General features: G+C 61.4%; 19 protein-coding genes and 1 pseudogene. 11 read left to right on the top strand and 9 right to left on the bottom strand.

All coding sequences use genetic code 11. The features are described 5' to 3' along the window. Positions 1–95 precede the first annotated feature (95 nt). A complete protein-coding gene (locus C4J87_RS11870; RefSeq protein ID WP_124366928.1) occupies positions 96–707 on the bottom strand; it encodes an FMN-dependent NADH-azoreductase in 612 nt (203 codons plus the stop codon). A 126-nt stretch (positions 708–833) separates the two neighbouring features. Between C4J87_RS11870 and C4J87_RS11865 the strand changes: the two genes are divergently transcribed. Continuing rightward, positions 834–1,742 (top strand): LysR substrate-binding domain-containing protein, encoded by a 909-nt coding sequence (locus C4J87_RS11865; protein ID WP_124362733.1) that lies wholly within the window; start codon positions 834–836, stop codon positions 1,740–1,742. Further along, positions 1,739–2,089, top strand: a complete 351-nt coding sequence (locus tag C4J87_RS11860; RefSeq protein ID WP_124362732.1) for an MmcQ/YjbR family DNA-binding protein — start codon at positions 1,739–1,741, stop codon at positions 2,087–2,089. Before C4J87_RS11865 ends, C4J87_RS11860 begins: the two co-directional genes overlap by 4 nt. On the opposite strand, the gene C4J87_RS11855 is transcribed toward C4J87_RS11860, so the two are convergent. Continuing rightward, positions 2,084–2,467, bottom strand: a complete 384-nt coding sequence (locus tag C4J87_RS11855) for a DUF1294 domain-containing protein (RefSeq protein WP_124366927.1) — start codon at positions 2,465–2,467, stop codon at positions 2,084–2,086. The genes C4J87_RS11860 and C4J87_RS11855 overlap by 6 nt on opposite strands. After that, on the bottom strand, positions 2,464–3,294 hold the full coding sequence (locus C4J87_RS11850; RefSeq protein ID WP_124366926.1) for an undecaprenyl-diphosphate phosphatase: 831 nt from the start codon (positions 3,292–3,294) through the stop codon (positions 2,464–2,466). Before C4J87_RS11850 ends, C4J87_RS11855 begins: the two co-directional genes overlap by 4 nt. Positions 3,295–3,520: 226 nt before the next feature. On the opposite strand from C4J87_RS11850, the gene C4J87_RS11845 reads away from it, so the two are divergent. Continuing rightward, positions 3,521–5,155 carry a methyl-accepting chemotaxis protein gene (locus tag C4J87_RS11845; protein WP_124366925.1) on the top strand — a complete coding sequence of 545 codons (1,635 nt, stop codon included), beginning with the start codon at positions 3,521–3,523 and terminating at the stop codon, positions 5,153–5,155. A gap of 68 nt (positions 5,156–5,223) precedes the next feature. Here C4J87_RS11845 and C4J87_RS26650 read toward each other — a convergent pair. The 4 genes and pseudogenes from C4J87_RS26650 to C4J87_RS11830 form a co-directional block, all read right to left on the bottom strand. Further along, positions 5,224–5,319 (bottom strand): annotated as a pseudogene (locus tag C4J87_RS26650) (N-acetyltransferase); the annotation flags it as partial. Positions 5,320–5,403: 84 nt separating this feature from the next. Further along, complete coding sequence (gene dnaQ, locus C4J87_RS11840) at positions 5,404–6,144, bottom strand: DNA polymerase III subunit epsilon (protein WP_164487683.1); 741 nt, start codon at positions 6,142–6,144, stop codon at positions 5,404–5,406. A 70-nt stretch (positions 6,145–6,214) separates the two neighbouring features. Continuing rightward, positions 6,215–6,667, bottom strand: coding sequence for a ribonuclease HI (gene rnhA / locus C4J87_RS11835; protein ID WP_057725161.1), 453 nt, complete (start codon positions 6,665–6,667; stop codon positions 6,215–6,217). Between the two features lie 29 nt (positions 6,668–6,696). Beyond that, positions 6,697–7,455: a class I SAM-dependent methyltransferase gene (locus C4J87_RS11830; protein ID WP_124366923.1), complete on the bottom strand. Its 759-nt coding sequence runs from the start codon at positions 7,453–7,455 to the stop codon at positions 6,697–6,699. Between the two features lie 65 nt (positions 7,456–7,520). Here C4J87_RS11830 and gloB point away from each other — a divergent pair, with 65 nt between their 5' ends. The 8 genes from gloB to C4J87_RS11790 all read left to right on the top strand — a co-directional run bounded on the left by gloB (position 7,521) and on the right by C4J87_RS11790 (position 18,273). Next, positions 7,521–8,288 (top strand): hydroxyacylglutathione hydrolase, encoded by a 768-nt coding sequence (gloB, locus tag C4J87_RS11825; RefSeq protein ID WP_124366922.1) that lies wholly within the window; start codon positions 7,521–7,523, stop codon positions 8,286–8,288. A 98-nt stretch (positions 8,289–8,386) separates the two neighbouring features. Beyond that, on the top strand, positions 8,387–9,787 hold the full coding sequence (locus C4J87_RS11820; protein ID WP_124362725.1) for a transglycosylase SLT domain-containing protein: 1,401 nt from the start codon (positions 8,387–8,389) through the stop codon (positions 9,785–9,787). 213 nt (positions 9,788–10,000) lie between these two features. Continuing rightward, positions 10,001–11,830, top strand: coding sequence for an extracellular solute-binding protein (locus C4J87_RS11815; protein ID WP_124366921.1), 1,830 nt, complete (start codon positions 10,001–10,003; stop codon positions 11,828–11,830). Then, positions 11,827–13,665, top strand: a complete 1,839-nt coding sequence (locus C4J87_RS11810; RefSeq protein WP_124366920.1) for an extracellular solute-binding protein — start codon at positions 11,827–11,829, stop codon at positions 13,663–13,665. Before C4J87_RS11815 ends, C4J87_RS11810 begins: the two co-directional genes overlap by 4 nt. Next, positions 13,666–14,739, top strand: a complete 1,074-nt coding sequence (locus C4J87_RS11805) for a microcin C ABC transporter permease YejB (protein WP_124366919.1) — start codon at positions 13,666–13,668, stop codon at positions 14,737–14,739. A 1-nt stretch (position 14,740) separates the two neighbouring features. After that, complete coding sequence (locus tag C4J87_RS11800; protein ID WP_124362721.1) at positions 14,741–15,760, top strand: ABC transporter permease; 1,020 nt, start codon at positions 14,741–14,743, stop codon at positions 15,758–15,760. 1 nt (position 15,761) lies between these two features. Beyond that, positions 15,762–17,363, top strand: a complete 1,602-nt coding sequence (locus C4J87_RS11795; protein WP_124366918.1) for an ABC transporter ATP-binding protein — start codon at positions 15,762–15,764, stop codon at positions 17,361–17,363. A 16-nt stretch (positions 17,364–17,379) separates the two neighbouring features. Next, positions 17,380–18,273 carry an AraC family transcriptional regulator gene (locus C4J87_RS11790; protein WP_124366917.1) on the top strand — a complete coding sequence of 298 codons (894 nt, stop codon included), beginning with the start codon at positions 17,380–17,382 and terminating at the stop codon, positions 18,271–18,273. On the opposite strand, the gene C4J87_RS11785 is transcribed toward C4J87_RS11790, so the two are convergent. Together C4J87_RS11785 and C4J87_RS11780 are read right to left on the bottom strand one after the other, a co-directional pair. Then, positions 18,215–18,802: a LysE family translocator gene (locus C4J87_RS11785; RefSeq protein WP_124366916.1), complete on the bottom strand. Its 588-nt coding sequence runs from the start codon at positions 18,800–18,802 to the stop codon at positions 18,215–18,217. The two genes, C4J87_RS11790 and C4J87_RS11785, sit on opposite strands and share 59 nt — an antisense overlap. Positions 18,803–18,906: 104 nt before the next feature. Next, positions 18,907–19,536, bottom strand: a complete 630-nt coding sequence (locus tag C4J87_RS11780; RefSeq protein WP_124366915.1) for a ribonuclease T2 — start codon at positions 19,534–19,536, stop codon at positions 18,907–18,909. Positions 19,537–19,577: the final 41 nt, after the last annotated feature.

Genomic DNA, 19,577 nt, shown 5'->3' with positions numbered 1-19,577 from the left:
AACTCCGTACCCCGCTCGCGCTCAGGCGAACAGAATACAGAGTTTAGACGCCGGCTTCAGATTGAAACCGGCCGCGACGAACATTTACACAAGCCTTACGCAGCGGCGAACAAGTGCTCGCTGATCAGCACGTTGGCGTCGCTCAAGGCTTTGCTGCGCACTTCGTCGCCGTAGGCCAGGCCTTCAGCACGTACGATTTCGATATCAGTGATGCCGAGAAAGCCGAACAGCAACTTCAAGTAGCCTTCATGGGCGGCACCGGACGCCTGGCCGGCATGCAGGCCGCCGGCGGTGGAGACGATGATGACTTTCTTGTTGCCGCACAGGCCTTCAGGGCCGGCCTCGGTGTAGCGGAAGGTCTGGCCGGCGACCGCGATGCGGTCGATCCAGGCTTTGAGCTGGGTCGGGATGGTGAAGTTGTACATCGGTGCGCCCACCACCACGGCATCGGCGGCGAGAAATTCAGCCAGCGACGATGCGCTCAGTTGCGCCTCATGCTTTTGCGCAGCATCGCGCAGTTCAGCAGCGGTGCCCAACGCACCCAGGGTGGCGCCGGAAAAATGGTTGATACTTTCGCTGGCGAGGTCACGGTAAGTCACTTCCACGCCCGGCTCGGCGGCCTGCCATGCCTTGACCACGCCGGCGCTGAGCTGACGGGAAGCGGAGTTGTCGCCGAGGATGCTGGAATCGATATGCAACAGTTTCATGGTGGATCTCCGAGGGTGGGATCGACAGGGGCGATCAGATGGTGTTGATGCTACGCATCCAACCAATAGTCGATAAGCCATCTGGAATGCGATAGATTGTCCCACTGACAGGACAATAGGCTGACCATGCAAGACCTCAACGACCTCTACTATTTCGCCAAAGTCGTCGAAGCCGGCGGTTTCGCCGCCGCCGGCCGCCTGCTGGGAATTCCCAAATCGCGCCTGTCGCGGCGCATTGCCGAGCTGGAGGAACGCCTGGGCGCGCGCCTGCTGCAACGCACCACCCGGCAACTGACCCTGACCGCCGTCGGCGAGCGCTACCTGCGCCACTGCCAGGCGATGTTGCTGGAAGCGGAGATGGCCGATGAGGCCGTGGCCAGCATGTCCACCGAGCCCCGTGGGCGTCTGCGGGTCACTTGCCCGGTCGGCCTGGCCCAACAGATCCTGCCGGAACTGGTGGCCGGTTTTCTCGCCGCCCACCCGCTGGTGCAACTGGACATGACCCTGGTCAACCGCCGCGTCGACCTGGTGGGCGAAGGGATCGACGTAGCCTTGCGCGTGCGCGAACTGGGCGACGAAGACCCGTTGCTGGTCACCAAACGCCTGCGCCAGGCACACACCGTGCTGGTGGCCAGCCCGGCACTGCTGCGTGATCGGCAGGTCGACAGCCTGGACGACCTCAGGCAATTACCGATAATGGGCGCACTCGAGGCGGACCGCATGGTGCACCAGCGCATCATCGACCCCCAGGGCAACGCTCACGAGCTGGTCATGGAGGCGCGCCTGGGCATCGAAGACTTTATCGTACGCAAGACCAGCGCCCTCATGGGCGTGGGCTTCACGGTGCTGCCGATGATGTATTGCGAAGAGGAACTGGCCAGCGGCCGACTGGTGCAGTTGCTGCCGCAATGGTCGTTACCCGGCGGCTGGCTGCAGGCCGTGTACCCGCACCGGCGCGGCGTGCTGCCGGCCATTCGCGCCTGGATCGACTACCTGGAAGAAGGTTTCAAAGGCTGTGGAGATCGCCTGCTATGAGCATGACCGAAGCGCAAGTCGCGCAATTCTGCCTGAGCCTGCCGGGCGCACGCGAGGACTACAAATGGGGCGGCGTACGGGTGTTCTCGATTGCCGGCAACAAGATGTTCGCGCTGCAGAACCTGCGCGGCGACTCGCTGGCGTTCAAGGTCGACAAGGAACTGTTCCTCGGCCACGTCGACCGCCCAGGCATCCACCCGGCGCCGTACCTGGCACGCGCGCAATGGATCATCATGAACACGCCCTACCCGCTGGCGCCCGAGGAACTGCGTGGTTTGTTGCAGCGCTCCCACCAATTGGTGGTAAGCAAGCTGCCCAAGCGCACGCAGGTGGGGTTGTTGCTATAGGACCGACAGTAGCGTGCCGCCGAGAAACAGCTGGTCCAGCCAGAACACTTGATGCAGCAGCACGATCACCCAGAACAGCACCTGGTAAGACACCTTGCGCGTCTTGTGCCGGAACACCTGCTGGGCGATCAACGCTCCCGGCCAACCGCCCGCCAACTCGACGGCGTGCAGGATGTTTTCCGGGATGCGCCGGCCCTCGGTCTGGGCCTTGCGCTTGTCACTCCAGTACAGAAAGAACGCCACCACGCTGACCACCCCGTAGGCCGCCAGTGGGATGACCGTCTCGCCGCGCTGCCACAGCAGCGCCGCACCCAGCAGCGGCGCGGCGCACAGCACTAGCAGGACCAACGCCTTCAGGCGCGAATGCTGAATGTTCATGGCTTGACGGCGGTCCAGTCGATCCAGCCGAATTGCCAGGTCGCCAGGATCACCAGGCCAAACGCAATCCGGTACCAGGCAAAGGCCGCGTAGCTGTGGTTGGCGATAAACTTGAGCAGGCCCTTGACCGCGATCATCGCGAAGATGAACGAGGTGACAAAGCCGATGGCGAACACCGGCAGGTCCGCCGGCTGGAACAGGTCGCGGTATTTGTAGCCCGAGTACAGCGCTGCACCGACCATGGTCGGCATGGCCAGGAAGAACGAAAACTCGGTGGCGGTCTTGCGCGACAGGCCGAACAGCAGGCCGCCGATAATCGTCGCACCGGAGCGCGAAGTGCCTGGGATCATGGCCAGGCACTGGGCGACGCCGACCTTGAGCGCGTCTTTCCAGGTGATGTCGTCCACGGTTTCGGCATGAACGACATGTTGGCGACGTTCAGCCCACAACATGACCACGCCGCCCACCACCAGGGCCGTGGCCACGGTGATCGGGTTGAACAGGTAATGCTTGATCAGGTCAGCGAAAATCACCCCCAGCACCACCGCCGGCAACACGGCGATGATCAGGTTTACGGTGAAGCGCTGGGCGTTGCGCTGAGTGGGCAAGCCGATGACCACATCGAGGATCTTGCGGCGAAACTCCCAGACCACGGCCAGGATCGCGCCCAGCTGGATAATGATATTGAATGCCTCGAAACGCTCGCCGCCGAAGTTGATCAGGTCGGCGACGATGATCTGGTGGCCGGTGCTGGAGATCGGCAGGAACTCCGTCAGCCCCTCGACCACGCCAAGAATCAATGCCTGTATGGCAGTCCAAAAATCCATGCTTTCTCCAAAGGTCACGCGCCTGGCATGCCTCTTATGTTTTTTAAGTTCACTGACAACGAGCGCGCTGCAGCGCCCGGCATCGATTCTCAATGCCGGACTGCAAAAATTCCGTGAAAAATCAGGCAGTACTCAGGTTTTTCGATTACGGGCCGAAAGCCTATCAGACAAGCCGAAAAAGTCGATGCAACACCCACAATTATAAAAGGCACGGAGTGACAGGACGATGAACAGTTTGCGCAATATGTCGATCAGCCGACGCCTCTGGCTGATCCTGGTAGTCGCCGTGCTGATGCTGCTGACCTTGGGCGCGTTGATGCTCAAACAGATCCATGACGACCTCTACCAGGCCAAGCGTCAACAGACCCAGCACGTGGTGCAAACCGCCAGCGGCGTGTTGGGCTACTACCAGAACCTGGAAAAAACCGGGGTGCTCACCCGCGAAGCCGCGCAGCAGCAAGCCCTGAGCGCAGTGCGCGGCCTGCGTTACGACCACGACGATTACTTCTGGATCAACGATCTCACCCCCGTGATGATCATGCACGCGGCCAATCCCAAGCTGGACGGCCAGAACCTCTCGGCGATCCGCGATCCGGACGGGTTTGCGGTGTTCAACGAGTTCGTGAGCCTGGCCAAGGCCAAGGGCGCCGGCATCGTCAATTACCGCTGGCCGAAACCGGGGGCCGATGCGCCGGTGCAGAAAACCTCCTACATCCAGTTGTTCGCACCCTGGGGCTGGATTATCGGCTCGGGCGTCTACGTGGACGACGTGCAGGCCGAGTTCACCGTCCAGGTGTGGAAAGCCTCGGCCATCGGCCTGGGCATCGCGCTGATCATGGCCCTGCTGGTGCTGTTGATCGCGCGCAGCATCCTGCAACCGTTGCAGGCGGCGGTGAATGCCATGGGCAACATCGCCAGCGGTGAAAGCGACCTGACCCGCAGCCTCGATACCCACGGGCGCGACGAGGTCACCCAGCTGTCCCAGCACTTCAATACCTTCACCGCCAAATTGCGCCAGGTGGTCGGCCAATTGCAGGTGTGCGCCAACGCCCTGGGCGAGTCGTCCACCGAGTTGGGCCACAACGCCAGCCAGGCCCACGACCGCAGCCAGCAGCAGTCGCAACAGATGGAACTGGTGGCCACCGCGATCAATGAAGTCACCTACGGCGTGCAGGACGTGGCCAAGAACGCCGAGCACGCCGCCAGCGAAATGCGCGACGCCCAAGCCCAGGCGCAACAAGGCCAGGTCAACATCGACGGCAGTTTGCAGCAGATCGACCAGCTCTCCAGCACCATCAGCCAGGCCGTGGAGGTTATCCGAACCCTGTCCAGCGAGAGCACCCAGATCGGCGGCGTGCTGGAAGTGATTCGTTCAATTGCCGACCAAACCAATTTGCTCGCCCTCAACGCCGCCATCGAGGCCGCACGCGCCGGCGAGCAGGGTCGTGGGTTTGCCGTAGTGGCCGATGAGGTACGCTTGCTGGCCCAGCGCACGCAGAAATCCACGGCTGAGATCCAGGCGATGATCGAGCGGCTGCAGGGCCATTCGGAAGCGGCGGTCAAGGTCATCAGCGACAGCCACAGCGCCTCGCAACTGACCATCGAACAAGCCGGCCTGGCCGGTGCAAGCCTCAGTGCCATCGGCCAGGCGCTGCATAATCTCAACGGGCTGAACGCCTCGATTGCCAGTGCCACCCTGCAACAGGCGCATGTGGTGGAAGACATCAACCAGAACGTCACCCAGGCGGCCGGCTTATCCCACAGCACCGCGCTGGCGGCTGAACAGTCGAGCGTGGCGAGCGCGCAATTGCGCGGCTTGAGTGAGCAGCTTGACGGGCTCTTGCGCCAGTTCAAAGTCTGACGCCCATGTCATGAGCACCCTGTGGGAGGGGGCAAGCCCTAATGCCAGCCAGTTAAGGCGACACCGAACCTGTGGCGAGGGAGCTTGCTCCCGCTGGACTGCGCAGCAGTCCCATTGTTTGGGGCCGCTTCGCGCCCCAGCGGGAGCAAGCTCCCTCGCCACAAGTTAGTTCTCGCTCCTGCTACTTCTTAACTGACCGGCATTAGGGCTTGCCCTCTCCCACATTTTTTTTCTGCATCAAACCAGGATCATTGTTGGGCCAATTGAGTCCACAACGCCGGCGCACCGGCTGCCTTGGCGATCGCGTCCAAGCGCGCGGCATGCTCGGCCAGGTCCTGCTCGCTGGCACGGATGATAGCTGTAGGCCTGCGATCAGCCGGCAGGCGACGAATCTCCGAGGGACGATTGCCCGAGCCTTCTGCCGAACCGTTGCCATCGGAGGCATTACCGGCCAGCGACAGGCTGGTCTGCCCACCGGTCATGGCCAGGTAGACCTCAGCCAGAATCTCGGAGTCGAGCAAGGCGCCGTGCAGTTCACGGCCGGAGTTGTCCACGCCGTAACGTTTGCACAAGGCATCGAGGCTGTTGCGTTGGCCCGGGTGACGCTCGCGGGCCATCATCAAGGTGTCGAGGATCGAGCAGTGCTGGGAAATATCCGCTCGATCCATCTGCCCCATCAGGGAAAATTCATTATTGATGAAGCCGACGTCGAACGCCGCGTTATGAATGATCAGTTGGGCGCCGTTGATGAACTCGAAAAACTCATCGGCCACTTCGGCAAAGCGCGGCTTGCCCTTGAGGAACTCGTCGGTGATGCCGTGGACGCCGATCGCGCCTTCGTCACTGTCGCGGTCCGGTTGAAGGTAGACGTGAAAGTGACGACCGGTCAGACGGCGGCCCATCAGTTCGACACAGCCGATTTCGATGATCCGGTGACCATCGGTCACCGGCATGCCGGTGGTTTCGGTATCGAGTACAACGGATCGGATGGCCATCAGGGTTCAGCTCTCAACGGTATGTGGTGAGTCAAAGGGCGCGATGTTAACACGTCAGCCAGCTTCAGCTCTGCTTGTAGCCGCGCACTTCATCCACGCCCCTGTTGGCGAGCTGGTCAGCCCGTTCATTGCCGGGATGACCGATATGCCCACGCACCCATTTCCAGGTGATGTCATGCCGGTTGCATTGCTCATCGAGCAATTGCCACAAGTCGGCATTCTTGACCGGTTCCTTGGACGCCGTTTTCCAGCCGCGCTTCTTCCAGTTGACCATCCACTCGTTGATGCCCTTCATCACATATTGCGAATCGGTCACCAGCAGGACGTTGCAGCGCCGCTTGAGCTCTTCCAGACCGCGAATGGCGCCCATCAGCTCCATGCGGTTGTTGGTGGTGTTGGCTTCGCCGCCCCACAACTCCTTCTCCACGCCCTTGCACACCAGCAATGCGCCCCAGCCGCCGGGGCCGGGGTTGCCCTTGCAGGCGCCATCGGTGAAGAGTTCTACGCTATCGGTCATCGGTTATTGAGCCTGAATCAAAAGAGGTTTTACGGTTCGCGCTGTTCGCGGTTGACCTTGGCCAGTGGCATCGGCACCAGCTTGGCGAGCGGTTCGCGGCGCACTTGCTGCACCGGCCGCAGCCCGACCGCGATCTTGCGCGCCACTAATAAATAGAAGCCCCCACCCGACAGTTGCCAGGCACCTGCGCGGCGTTCCCAGCCGGCGAGGCGCCCCTGCCATTTGGCGGACGCAAGCGGCGGACGATAGCACCCGAAGCGGCGTTTCTCCAGCGCGAAGCCCAGCAGGTTCAGCCAGTCGCCCACCCATGAAGGCGCGATGCAGCGCGCCTGGCGCAGGCCGTCCTGGGCAAACGCGTGGCGCAGGCCCCAACTGCTCCAGGGGTTGATGCCGACAATCAGCAAATGGCCACCGGGACGCACACTGCTGGCGGCTTCGCGCAACAAGCCGTGGGGAGACAGGCAAAAATCCAGGCCGTGCTGCAACACCACCACATCGGCGGCGTGTTCGCTCAGCGGCCAGGCCTGCTCCTCGCAGACGATTTCCACACCCGGCAACGGCGCCCCCAGGCGTACATTGCGTTGTACCTGCGGTGCGCACGGCGGCGTTTCGGCCGACGGGCCGTAATGCACCAGGTAGCCACCAAAGAACCGACCCAGCTCGTCGTCGAGCATGCGCCGCTCTTCATCCAGCAGAAATTGCCCAAGCGGCCCGGACAACCATTCGCGGGCTGCACCGATCAGGGCCAGCCACTCAGGATCGGCCTGGGCGAACGCTTTATCAGTCATTGCATTCTCCAACTCGCCTAGACGTTCTAAGATGCACCAATGTGTTCAGCTTGGCGAATCGAAGAATGATACAGATCAGTGCCCTGCCCGCCTTCACCGATAACTACATCTGGTTGTTACAGGATGAGCAAACCCACCGTTGCGCCGTGGTCGACCCCGGTGATGCCGCGCCGGTAATCGCCTGGCTTGAGCAGAACCCGGCCTGGGTACTCAGCGACATCCTGGTCACTCACCATCACCATGATCATGTCGGCGGTGTCGAGCAACTCAAAAAGCTCACCGGCGCCAACGTCTACGGCCCTGCGAACGAAAACATCCCGGCTCGGGACGTCGACTTGCAGGACAACGACCGCATCACCGTGCTCGGCTGGGATTTCGATGTGTATGCAGTACCCGGCCACACCCTCGGCCACATCGCTTATTACCATCAAGGCGTGCTGCTGTGTGGTGACACCCTGTTTGCCGGCGGTTGCGGTCGCCTGTTCGAAGGCACGCCGCAACAGATGTACGCGTCCCTGGAACGCCTGGCTGCCCTGCCTGCCGATACCTTGGTGTACTGCACTCACGAATACACACAAAGTAACCTCAAATTTGCCCAAGCCGTGGAACCGGATAATGCCGACATCGCTGCACGGGTCGCGCAAGTCGCTCAATTGCGCGCCCGTGGCGAGATGACGCTGCCTTCCAACCTGGCCCTGGAAAAACGCACTAACCCTTTTCTACGCACCTCCGAAACATCCGTTAAACAAAAAGCGGACGAACGGAACGGACGCGACAACCGCTCTGGGGCCGAGGTGTTTGCTAGCTTGAGGGCTTGGAAAGATAAGTTCTAAGCGGACGCAATCTGATACGTAATTTCTGAATGGTTGACCGGAACCGAAGCGCTTTCTAGAATCGCCCGACATTTTTGCCCGGAACTTACTTCCAGCCAATGTCGTCATCTATTCGTAAATCCATTTCTTCAGACGCATTGACCCGCCTGGCTCAAGCCGTGGCGGTGGCCGTTTCCGCAACTCTGGCGGGCTGCCAATCGACTCATTACGCTGCACAATCCACCGTGCAACCCAAACCCAATCTTGCTGCCAAGATCAAGCAAAAACCTATTTGGCTCTCAGAGAAGCCCAGCCCCGAAGTGCCCCAGGATGTCTGGGAACGCATGCGTCGGGGCTTTCAATTGCAGGACGGCGTAGGGGTCAACCCGCGCATCGAGCAACAACGCCTGTGGTTCGCCAGCAACCCCTCCTTCCTGGAAAACGCCGGCGAACGCGGCAGCCTCTACATTCACTACATCGTCGAGCGCCTTGAAGAACGCAACATGCCCCTGGAGCTGGCGCTGCTGCCGGTGATTGAAAGTGCCTACAACCCAATGGCCTATTCGCGCAGCGATGCGGTCGGCTTGTGGCAGTTCATTCCGTCCACCGGGCGCTACTTCAACCTGCGCCAGACCCGCGCCTACGATGGCCGCCGCGATATCACCGCCTCCACCACCGCCGCCCTGGACTACCTGACGCGTCTGCATGACATGTTCAACGGCGACTGGCTGCTGGCCCTGGCGGCCTACAATGCCGGTGAAGGCACGGTGAGCCGGGCCATCGAGCGCAACGAGAAGCTCGGCCTGCCGACGGACTACTGGAACCTGCCGCTGCCCCAGGAAACCAAGGACTACGTGCCCAAATTCCTGGCGTTGTCCCAGGTGGTGCTGGCCCCCGAGGCGTATGGCGTCAACCTCAACCCGATTGCCAACACACCGTATTTCGAAGTGGTTGAAGTCAAGCAAAGCATGGACCTGTCCCGGGTCGCCGCGCTGGCGGAAATCGATGAAGACGAGCTGTTCCAGCTCAACCCGGCCCTGAAACAACGCACCACCCTGGACGGCCCCCAGCATTTGCTGGTGCCTACCTCCAAGGCGCAACTGCTCACCAGCACCCTGTCGACGATGAAGCCGGAAGAATTGTTGAGCATGCGCCCGAAAAAGCCGGTGTTCGACGAAGTCGAGACCAAGGCGGTGGCCGGGCGTACCCGCAGCTACAAGGTGCGCACTGGCGACAACCTCACGCTGATCGCCAAGGCCAACAAGGTCGATGTGCATGACCTGCAGCGCTGGAACAAGCTCAACGGCCAGGCGCTCAAAGTCGGCCAGACCCTGGTGATGCAGGACACGCGTAAAGCCGCCGCGACCAAACCGGTGCAGTACAAGGTCAAGAAAGGCGACTCGCTGTACATGGTCGCCAAGCGCTTCAACGTCGAGATGCAACATCTCAAGCGTTGGAACCCACGCACCGGCCAGGCGCTGAAGCCTGGGCAGATGCTGGTGGTTTCCGGGCCAAGATAAAGGCCTGAAGAACACCGGGGAACCTAATGTGGGAGGGGGCTTGCTCCCGATAGCGGTGGGTCAGTTAGCCTATGTACTGACTGGCACAAAGCTATCGGGGACAAGCCCCCTCCCACATTGGATCTTCAGTGCTCTCAGCAGCCTTTTTCCATCCGGAACAAGCTGTTACTGTACCGATCATAAAGCCCAAGCCGCCCGGATCGGATCTCTGACTTGAAGCGTTCCCTCCTTCTACTAATAAGTCTGACCTTGAGCTTTGCTGCGAACGCGACGATTACCGAGAGCCACGGTTACGCGCAGTTCGGCACACTCAAGTACCCGGCCAAATTCACCCATTACGATTGGGTAAACCCTGCAGCGCCGAAAGGCGGGACACTGCGGGTGATGGCCTTTGGCACGTTCGACACCCTCAACCCTTATACCTTCAAGGGCACCAGCCCGGTTTCCACTGGTAACTTCCTGCAGTACGGCGTCAATGAGCTGAACGAACCGCTGATGGTCGGCACCGGCCAGTACGCTCCTTCCGGCGATGAGCCGACGTCCAGCTACGGGCTGATTGCCCAATCGGTGGAATACAGTGAGGACCGCAGCTGGGTTGTGTTCAACCTGCGCCACGAGGCGCGTTTTCACGATGGGGCACCGATTACTGCCGATGACGTGGCGTTTTCCTACCGAACCCTGTTGACCGAAGGCCACCCGCAATACCGCACCAACCTGCAGGAAGTGGCGCGGGTCGACATCCTCAATCGCCATCGCATTCGTTTTGTGTTCAAGCGCGCCGGCAACCCGCTGCTGATCCTGCGCCTGGGCGAGTTGCCCGTGCTGCCCCAGCATTACTGGAAGAACCGCGACTTCAAAGCCACCACCTTCGAGCCGCCACTGGGCAGCGGGCCGTACCGCATCAGCAAGGTCACCCCCGGCCGCCAGCTGGTGTTCGAACGGGTCAAGGATTACTGGGGCAAGAACCTGCCGGTCAACCAGGGTTTGTATAACTACAACAAGGTCGAGGTGGAGTTCTACCGCGACAGCGACGTCGCCTTTGAAGCTTTCAAGGCGGGCGAATTCGACATTTATATCGAACACCAGGCCAAGAACTGGGACACCGGCTACCACTTCCCGGCGGTGAACCGCGGCGAGGTTATCAAGGCACAGATCGCCCACCGCATCCCCACCCAGAGCCAGGGCCTGTTCATCAACACCCGGCGCCCGGCCTTCAGCCAGACCCAGGTGCGCGAAGCCCTGGGGTTGATGTTCGACTTCGAATGGACCAACCGCACCCTGTTCAGCAATGCCTACAAACGCGCCTTGAGTTACTACCCCAACAGCGAATTTTCCGCCACCGGCGTCCCGGTCGGTCACGAGTGGCTGATGCTCTCGCCCTACCGCGACCAACTGCCGGCCAAGCTGTTTACCCAGGCCTTCAGCCTGCCGCAGACCGACGGTCGCGGCATCCCCCGCGAGACCCTGCGCCACGCCCTGGCGCTGCTCGGTGAGGCCGGCTGGAAACTGTCCGGTCAACGCTTGCTGAACCAGGACGGGCAACCGCTGCGCCTGGAAATCCTGCTGGTCAACCCGAATCTGGAGCGCATCCTGCAGCCCTATGTCGAGAACCTGATCAGTATCGGCATCGACGCGCACCTGCGCACCGTTGACCGTGCGCAGTACAAGCAGCGCCTCGACCAGTTCGACTTCGACATGATCCTGGTCACCCTCAACCAGACCCTCAGCCCAGGGCTGGAACAGTGGCAGTACTTCCATTCCAGCCAGGCTGCCATCAAGGGCAGCAAGAATTACGCCGGCATCGCCAACCCTGTGGTCGACCACCTGCTGGAACAACTGCTCGCGGCCCAGACCCGCGAAGAACAACTGGCCGCCGGCCGCGCCCTGGACCGGGTGCTGCTGTGGCAGCACTACAGCATTCCCAATTGGTACCTCAACTATCATCGCCTGGCGTACCGCAACCGGTTCGCCTTTGTCACCACGCCGCCCTACAGCCTGGGCTTGAGCGCATGGTGGCTGAAAGCTTCGGAGAAAGCCCAATGATGTCTTTGCGCAGTACTCTATTCGCCAGCCTGTTGCTGTGCAGCGCGGCCCAGGCCGCCCCGCAACATGCGTTGACGCTGTATAACGAGCCGCCCAAGTACCCCGCCGATTTCAAGCATTTCGATTACGTGAACCCCGACGCCCCCAAGGGTGGCACCTTCCGTGAGTCGGCCATGGGCGGCTTTGACAGCCTCAACCCCTACATCAGCAAAGGCGTGCCCGCAGACAATCTGCCGTTGATCTACGACACGCTGGCCATGCAGAGCCTGGACGAGCCCATCACCGAATACGGCCTGGTGGCCGGCAAGATCGAAAAGGCGCCGGACAACAGTTGGGTGCGCTTTTACCTGCGCCCCGAGGCGCGCTTCCATGATGGCCACCCGATCCGCGCCGAAGACGTGGTGTTCACCTTCCAGACCCTGATCAAGGATGGCACCCCGCTCTACCGCACTTACTACGCCGACGTGGATGAAGTGGTCGCCGAGGACCCGTTGCGGGTGCTGTTCAAATTCAAGCGCACCAACAACCGTGAGCTGCCACTGATCCTCGGGCAGTTGCCGGTACTGCCCAAGCATTGGTGGGCCAGCCGGGATTTTTCCAAGGGCAACCTGGAAATTCCGCTGGGCAGTGGCCCGTACAAGGTGGCTGAGGTCAAGGCCGGGCGCATGATTCGCTACGAGCGGGTCAAGGACTACTGGGCCAAGGACCTGCCGGTCGCCAAGGGTTTCTACAATTTCGATAACCGCATTACCGATTATTACCGTGACAGCACCGTGTCCCTGGAAGCCCTGAAGGCCGGGCAGTTCGATTATTGGCTGGAGTTCAGCGCGAAAAACTGGGCCAACGCCTACAACATTCCGGCGGTAGCCGAGGGCCGCTTGATCAAGGAAGAAATCCCCAACGGTAACCCCACCGGTATGCAGGGTTTCGTGTTCAATACGCGCAAACCGATGTTTCAGGATGTCCGGGTGCGCAAGGCCATCAGCCTGTTGCTGGATTTCGAATGGAGCAACAAACAGTTGTTCAATGGCGCCTATACCCGCACGCGCAGTTACTTCGAAAACTCGGAAATGGCCGCCACCGGTTTACCCGGCCCGGATGAGCTCGCGATTCTCGAGCCCCTGCGCGACAAGATCCCTGCCGAAGTCTTCACCCAGTCCTTCGAGCCTTCCAAAACCGACGGTAGCGGCATGATCCGTGCGCAGCAGCGCGAGGCGTATCAGCTGTTGCAAGAGGCCGGCTGGAAGATCGTCGACGACAAGATGGTCGACACCACTGGCAAACCGGTCACCATTGAATTCCTGCTGGCCCAGACCGAATTCGAGCGCATCCTGCTGCCGTTCAAGCGCAACCTGGCCGACCTGGGCATCGACCTGGTGATTCGCCGGGTTGACGTGTCGCAGTTCATCAACCGCCTGCGCTCGCGGGATTTCGACATGCTGGTGGGCAGCTTTCCGCAATCCACCTCCCCAGGTAATGAGCAGCGTGAGTTCTGGAAGTCGTCCAGCGCCGACAAACCCGGCAGCCGTAATTACATGGGCCTGAAAGACCCGGCCGTCGACCAGTTGGTCGAGCAGTTGATCGACGCCGACTCGCGCAAAAGCCTGATCGCCCACGCCAGGGCGCTGGACCGCGTGCTGCAGTTTGGTTACTACGTAATCCCCAACTGGCACATCAAGACCTTCCGTGTGGCGTATTGGGACCACCTGGGCCATCCGCAAGTCTCGCCGCGCTATGACGTCGGCACCGCCACCTGGTGGGCCAAACCCGACGTCAAACCGGCGATCCCCCTGGACACCACACAAAGCGCCGAAGCGGCGAGCGGAGGCGATTGAATGCTGGCCTATATTGTTCGTCGCCTGTTGCTGATCATCCCCACGCTGTTCGGCATTCTGCTGATCAACTTCGTGATCATCCAGGCCGCCCCCGGCGGGCCGGTGGAACAGATGATCGCCAAGCTCGAAGGCTTTGACGGCGCCACCAGCCGCATCGCCGGTGGCGGCGCCGAAGTCGCGGTGGCCGGTTCCAGCTATCGCGGCGCCCAGGGGCTCGACCCGGCGCTGATCAAGGAAATCGAGAAAATGTACGGCTTCGACAAGTCGGCGCCGGAACGCCTGTGGATCATGGTCAAGAACTATGCCCGGCTGGATTTCGGCGACAGTTTTTTCCGTGATGCCAAGGTCATCGACCTGATCAAGGAAAAAATGCCGGTGTCCATTTCCCTCGGGCTATGGAGCACCCTGATCATGTACCTGGTGTCGATCCCCCTGGGCATCGCCAAGGCTACGCGCCACGGCAGCCATTTCGATGTGTGGACCAGTTCGGCAATCATCGTCGGCTATGCGATCCCGGCGTTCCTGTTCGCCATTCTGTTGATCGTGGTGTTTGCCGGCGGCAGTTACCTGGACTGGTTCCCCTTGCGCGGGCTGACCTCCAATAACTTCGACGAATTGAGCTGGAGTGGCAAGGTGCTCGATTACTTCTGGCACCTGGCGCTGCCCGTGACCGCCCTGGTGATCGGCAACTTCGCCACCATGACCCTGCTGACCAAGAACAGCTTTCTCGACGAGATCAACAAACAGTACGTGGTCACCGCCAAGGCCAAGGGCCTGACCAACCACCGCGTGCTCTACGGCCATGTGTTCCGCAACGCGATGCTGCTGGTGATCGCCGGTTTTCCCTCGGCCTTCATCGGCATCTTCTTTACCGGTTCCTTGCTGGTGGAAGTGATCTTCTCCCTCGACGGCCTCGGCCTGATGAGCTTTGAAGCGGCGATCAACCGCGACTATCCGGTGGTGTTCGGCACGCTCTTTATCTTCACCCTGCTGGGACTGATCGTGAAACTGATCGGTGACCTCACCTACACCCTGGTCGATCCGCGTATCGACTTCGCCAGCCGGGAGCATTGAGATGAACCTGTCCCCCCTCAATCGCCGCCGGTTCGAGCGGTTCAAGGCGAACAAACGTGGCTGGTGGTCGCTGTGGCTGTTCCTGATCCTGTTCGGGCTGAGCCTGGGCGCCGAGTTGATCGCCAACGACAAACCACTGGCCGTGCACTTCGACGGTGACTGGTACTTCCCGGCGCTCAAGCGCTATCCGGAGACCACCTTCGGCGGCGAGTTTCCCCTGGAAGCCAACTACAAGAGCCCGTATATCCAGGAACTGCTCAAGGCCAAGGACGCCTGGACCTTATGGGCACCGATCCCGTTCAGCTACCAGAGCATCAACTACGACCTCAAAGTGCCGGCCCCGGCGCCGCCGTCCAGCGTCAACCTGCTGGGCACCGATGACCAGGGCCGCGATGTACTGGCGCGGGTCATCTACGGTTTTCGCGTGTCGGTGCTGTTTGCGCTGACGCTGACCGTGCTCAGCTCGATCATCGGCGTGATCGCCGGCGCCCTGCAGGGTTTTTACGGCGGTTGGGTGGACCTGGCCGGGCAACGTTTCCTGGAGATCTGGTCCGGGTTGCCGGTGCTGTACCTGCTGATCATTCTCGCCAGCTTCGTGCAGCCCAATTTCTGGTGGCTGCTGGGCATCATGCTGCTGTTCTCGTGGATGAGCCTGGTGGACGTGGTGCGCGCCGAGTTCCTGCGCGGGCGCAACCTGGAGTATGTGCGCGCGGCCCGTGCGCTGGGCATGCAGAACGGCGCGATCATGTTCCGCCATATCCTGCCCAATGCGATGGTCTCGACCATGACCTTCATGCCATTCATTCTCACCGGCGCCATCGGCACCCTCACCGCCCTGGACTTCCTGGGCTTCGGCCTGCCGGCCGGCTCGCCGTCACTGGGTGAACTGGTGGCTCAGGGCAAATCCAACCTGCAGGCGCCGTGGCTGGGCATGAGCGCGTTTGCCGTGCTGGCAATCATGTTGAGTCTGCTGGTGTTTATCGGCGAGTCCGCTCGCGACGCCTTCGACCCGAGGAAATGAGATGAATCAGGACAATCTGATCGAAATCCGCGACCTCAGCGTCGAGTTCGTCACCGGCGAGCATCACCATCGCGTGGTCAATAACGTCAGTTTCGATATCAAGCGCGGCGAAACCCTGGCCCTGGTCGGCGAAAGCGGCTCGGGCAAATCGGTGACGGCCCATTCGATCCTGCGCCTGCTGCCCTACCCGTTGGCGCGGCACCCGTCCGGCACCATCCACTACGCCGGGCAAGACCTGCTGACGCTCAAGGAAAAGACCCTGCGGCACATTCGCGGTAACCGCATCGCGATGATCTTCCAGGAGCCGATGACCTCGCTGAACCCGCTGCACTGCATCGAAAAACAGATCAACGAAGTGCTCGGCCTGCACAAGGGCCTCACCGGCAAGGTCGCTACCCGGCGCACCCTGGAACTGCTGGAGCTGGTGGGCATCCCCGAGCCGCATAAACGCCTCAAGGCATTGCCCCACGAACTCTCCGGCGGCCAGCGCCAGCGGGTGATGATTGCCATGGCATTGGCCAACGAGCCGGAACTGCTGATCGCCGATGAGCCCACCACTGCCCTCGACGTGACGGTGCAATTGAAGATCCTGGAACTGCTCAAGGAACTGCAGGCGCGCCTGGGCATGGCGTTGTTGCTGATCAGCCACGACTTGAACCTGGTACGCCGGATCGCACACCGGGTGTGCGTGATGCAACAGGGCTGCATCGTCGAACAGGCCGATTGCGAGGCGCTGTTCCAGGCGCCGCAACACCCTTACACCCAGGAATTGCTGGCGGCGGAACCCAGCGGCGGGCCGGCCACCAACGCCGCCGGGCCACCGCTGCTGGAAGTGGACGACCTGAAAGTCTGGTTCCCGATCAAGAAAGGCTTTTTGCGCAACACCGTCGATTACGTCAAGGCCGTGGACGGCATCAACTTCAGCCTGCCCCAGGGGCAAACCCTGGGCATCGTCGGCGAAAGCGGCTCGGGCAAGTCCACCCTGGGCCTGGCGATCCTGCGCTTGATCGCAAGCCAGGGCGGCATTCGCTTCGAAGGCCAGCAACTCGACCGCCTCACCCAGCAACAGGTACGCCCGCTGCGCCGGGAAATGCAGGTGGTGTTCCAGGACCCCTTCGGCAGCCTGAGCCCGCGTATGTGCGTCAGCGAGATCGTCGGCGAGGGCTTGCGCATCCACAAAATGGGCACGCCCGCCGAGCAGGAGGCGGCGATTATTGCCGCCCTCAAGGAAGTCGGCCTGGACCCGGAGTCGCGGCATCGCTACCCCCACGAATTTTCCGGCGGCCAGCGCCAGCGCATCGCCATCGCCCGCGCCCTGGTGCTCAAACCGCGCCTGATCCTGCTGGATGAGCCGACGTCGGCGCTGGACCGTACGGTGCAACGCCAGGTGGTGGAACTGCTGCGTGGTTTGCAGGCCAAGTACAACCTGACCTACCTGTTCATCAGCCATGACTTGGCGGTGGTCAAGGCGCTGAGTCACCAGTTGATGGTGGTCAAGCAGGGTCAGGTAGTGGAGCAAGGGGATGCCGGGGCGATTTTCGCCAACCCACAACACCCCTATACTCGGCAATTGCTGGAAGCAGCCTTTCTGGTGCCCGCTTAACGTAGGAGCCCTCGCCATGTCGTTGAACACTCGCGCTCATCCTTCGCACTCGCCGCGCTTCTGGCGCGATGAGCGCTTGCCGTTCATTGAGGCGCGCACCATCGCCGACGGGCGCAAGGTGACGTATACGCGGCATGCTCATGAACATTTCTCCATCGGCGCAATCACCCACGGGCGCAGCTATTACCACCATGGCGCGCAGACCTACCAGATCAGCGCCGGCACCGTGGTGTTGATGAACCCCGGCGACGTGCATGCCTGCAATCCTATCGAAAACGAGCATTGGTCCTACCATATGCTCTACCTCGACACGCCCTGGCTGACCGACCTGCAGCATCAACTGGGCTTCAGTACCGACCAGGGTTACCGCCCGTTCAACACCCCCCATACGCAGGACCCGTCGTTGTACAACGGCTTGCTGGCGCTGTACCGCCTGTTGGTGGATGAGCGGGCCGAACTGCTGCACAAACAGAGCGCGCTGGTGAGCTACTTCAGCGAGGTGCAGCAGCGTCTGAACCCTTCGCTCGCACCGGTACGGGAGGTCAATCACAAGTTGGAGCGGGCCGCCGACTACATCCGTGAACACTGCACCGAGGCCCTGAAGCTCGAGGACATTTGCCAGGCGGCCGAGTTGTCGCCGTCTTATCTGATTCGTGCCTTCAAGCAGTATTACGGGCTCACGCCCCATGCCTTTCTGGTCAATTGCCGTATCCAGTTCGCCCGCACCCAGCTGCGCAATGGCGCGCTGATCGCCGATGTGGCGCTGGCCGCAGGGTTTGCCGACCAGGCGCATTTCCAGCGAGCGTTCAAACAGCACTTCGCCGCCACGCCCGGGCAATACCGCGAAATACTCAAGCCATCAGCAAATAACCCACACTGGCCACCAGCAACGCGGCCATCGAGCGGTTGAATACCCTGACACCCTGGGGATTGTGCAGGTAGCGCCGCAGAAACGTTCCGGCATAGGCCCAGCACGCCACCGACAGGTAGCAGATCACCAGGTAGAGGCCGGCGAACAACCAGACTTGCCCGGCATCGCCGTCCGCCGCAAACAGTCCCATCCCCGCCACGCAGGCCAGCCAGGCCTTGGGGTTGAGCCACTGCATGATCGCGCCGTACACCATCGATGGCGCCGTGGCGGCGCCATCGGCCTGCAACTGGCCATTATCCACGGCGAGCTTCCAGGCCATGTACAGCAAAAAGGCCACCCCGCCCCACTGGATCAGTTGGGTCAGGATCGGCCAGCGCAGCAGCACCTCGTGCAGGCCCAGGCCGATCAGTATCAACAGCAGCGTGAAGCCGAGCGCAGCGCCGAACACGTGCTTCTGGCTGGCGGCAAACCCGAAGCGCGCGCCGCTGCTCAGGGCGACCACGTTGACCGGCCCTGGCGTAATGGAAGTGGCGAGGGCGAACGCAGCCATGGAAATGATCAAGCTCATTGCGGTTCCTTTTCGTGATGCCAGACGGGATGGCATCACGGTATAGGCTGGAGCGAACTCGGTATTGAACAAAATGCCCCTCAAGCTGCGCGAGGCATCCAGGCTCAGCGCTGCGCGGGGATCCGGATATCGCCGCTGCGGCACTGGCTTTTCACGCTGCGCGGGCAACCGGCGAAGGCCAGGTCCTTGGTCAGGCATACCCGCACTTCAGACAGGACTTTGCCTTTGCAGACGACGGCCATCCCATGATTGCCCATGCGTGGGTTACTGTCGCGAAACAGCGCCTCGATCTCGCTGGCCGCTAATGACGGCGGCGTATTGAACGGCTGCAGTTGTGGCGGAATGACCACCGCCCCCAGTGCCGTATCGGTTTTCTCCAGGTATTCCAGCGGCACAAGCCCGCTGCAGGTGCCGTGCTTGGCCCATTCATGCTTGAGCAGCGCACGGGTGGGAAACAGCGTCGCGCCCTTGCGCATCTCCTCGTTGGTCAATTGCACGTCAGGGGCACAGGAGGCCGGCCACCCGCCTCGCGCGTACTGCGGCCACAAGCCATGCAGGACAAACCCATAGCCTTTGCCCGAACACTGTTCATTGTTCGGGTGTGTCAGGCAAAACGTCGGCGACCATGACAGCGACAATACATAGAAATCAAAGTCCCCCGGCAGCCCTTGGCTGCGCGGCGCTGCCGTTGCGCCGGTGATGATCAGCAGCCATCCCACCATCCAGTATTTCATCGCGATATCCGTTCAAACAAAGTGAATCACCACGCTATCGC

Source organism: Pseudomonas sp. R1-43-08, assembly GCF_003852255.1.
GTDB lineage: Bacteria > Pseudomonadota > Gammaproteobacteria > Pseudomonadales > Pseudomonadaceae > Aquipseudomonas.
The sequence above is the reverse complement of the archived record's forward strand: the minus strand, read 5'-3'. Positions and strand labels throughout refer to the sequence as shown.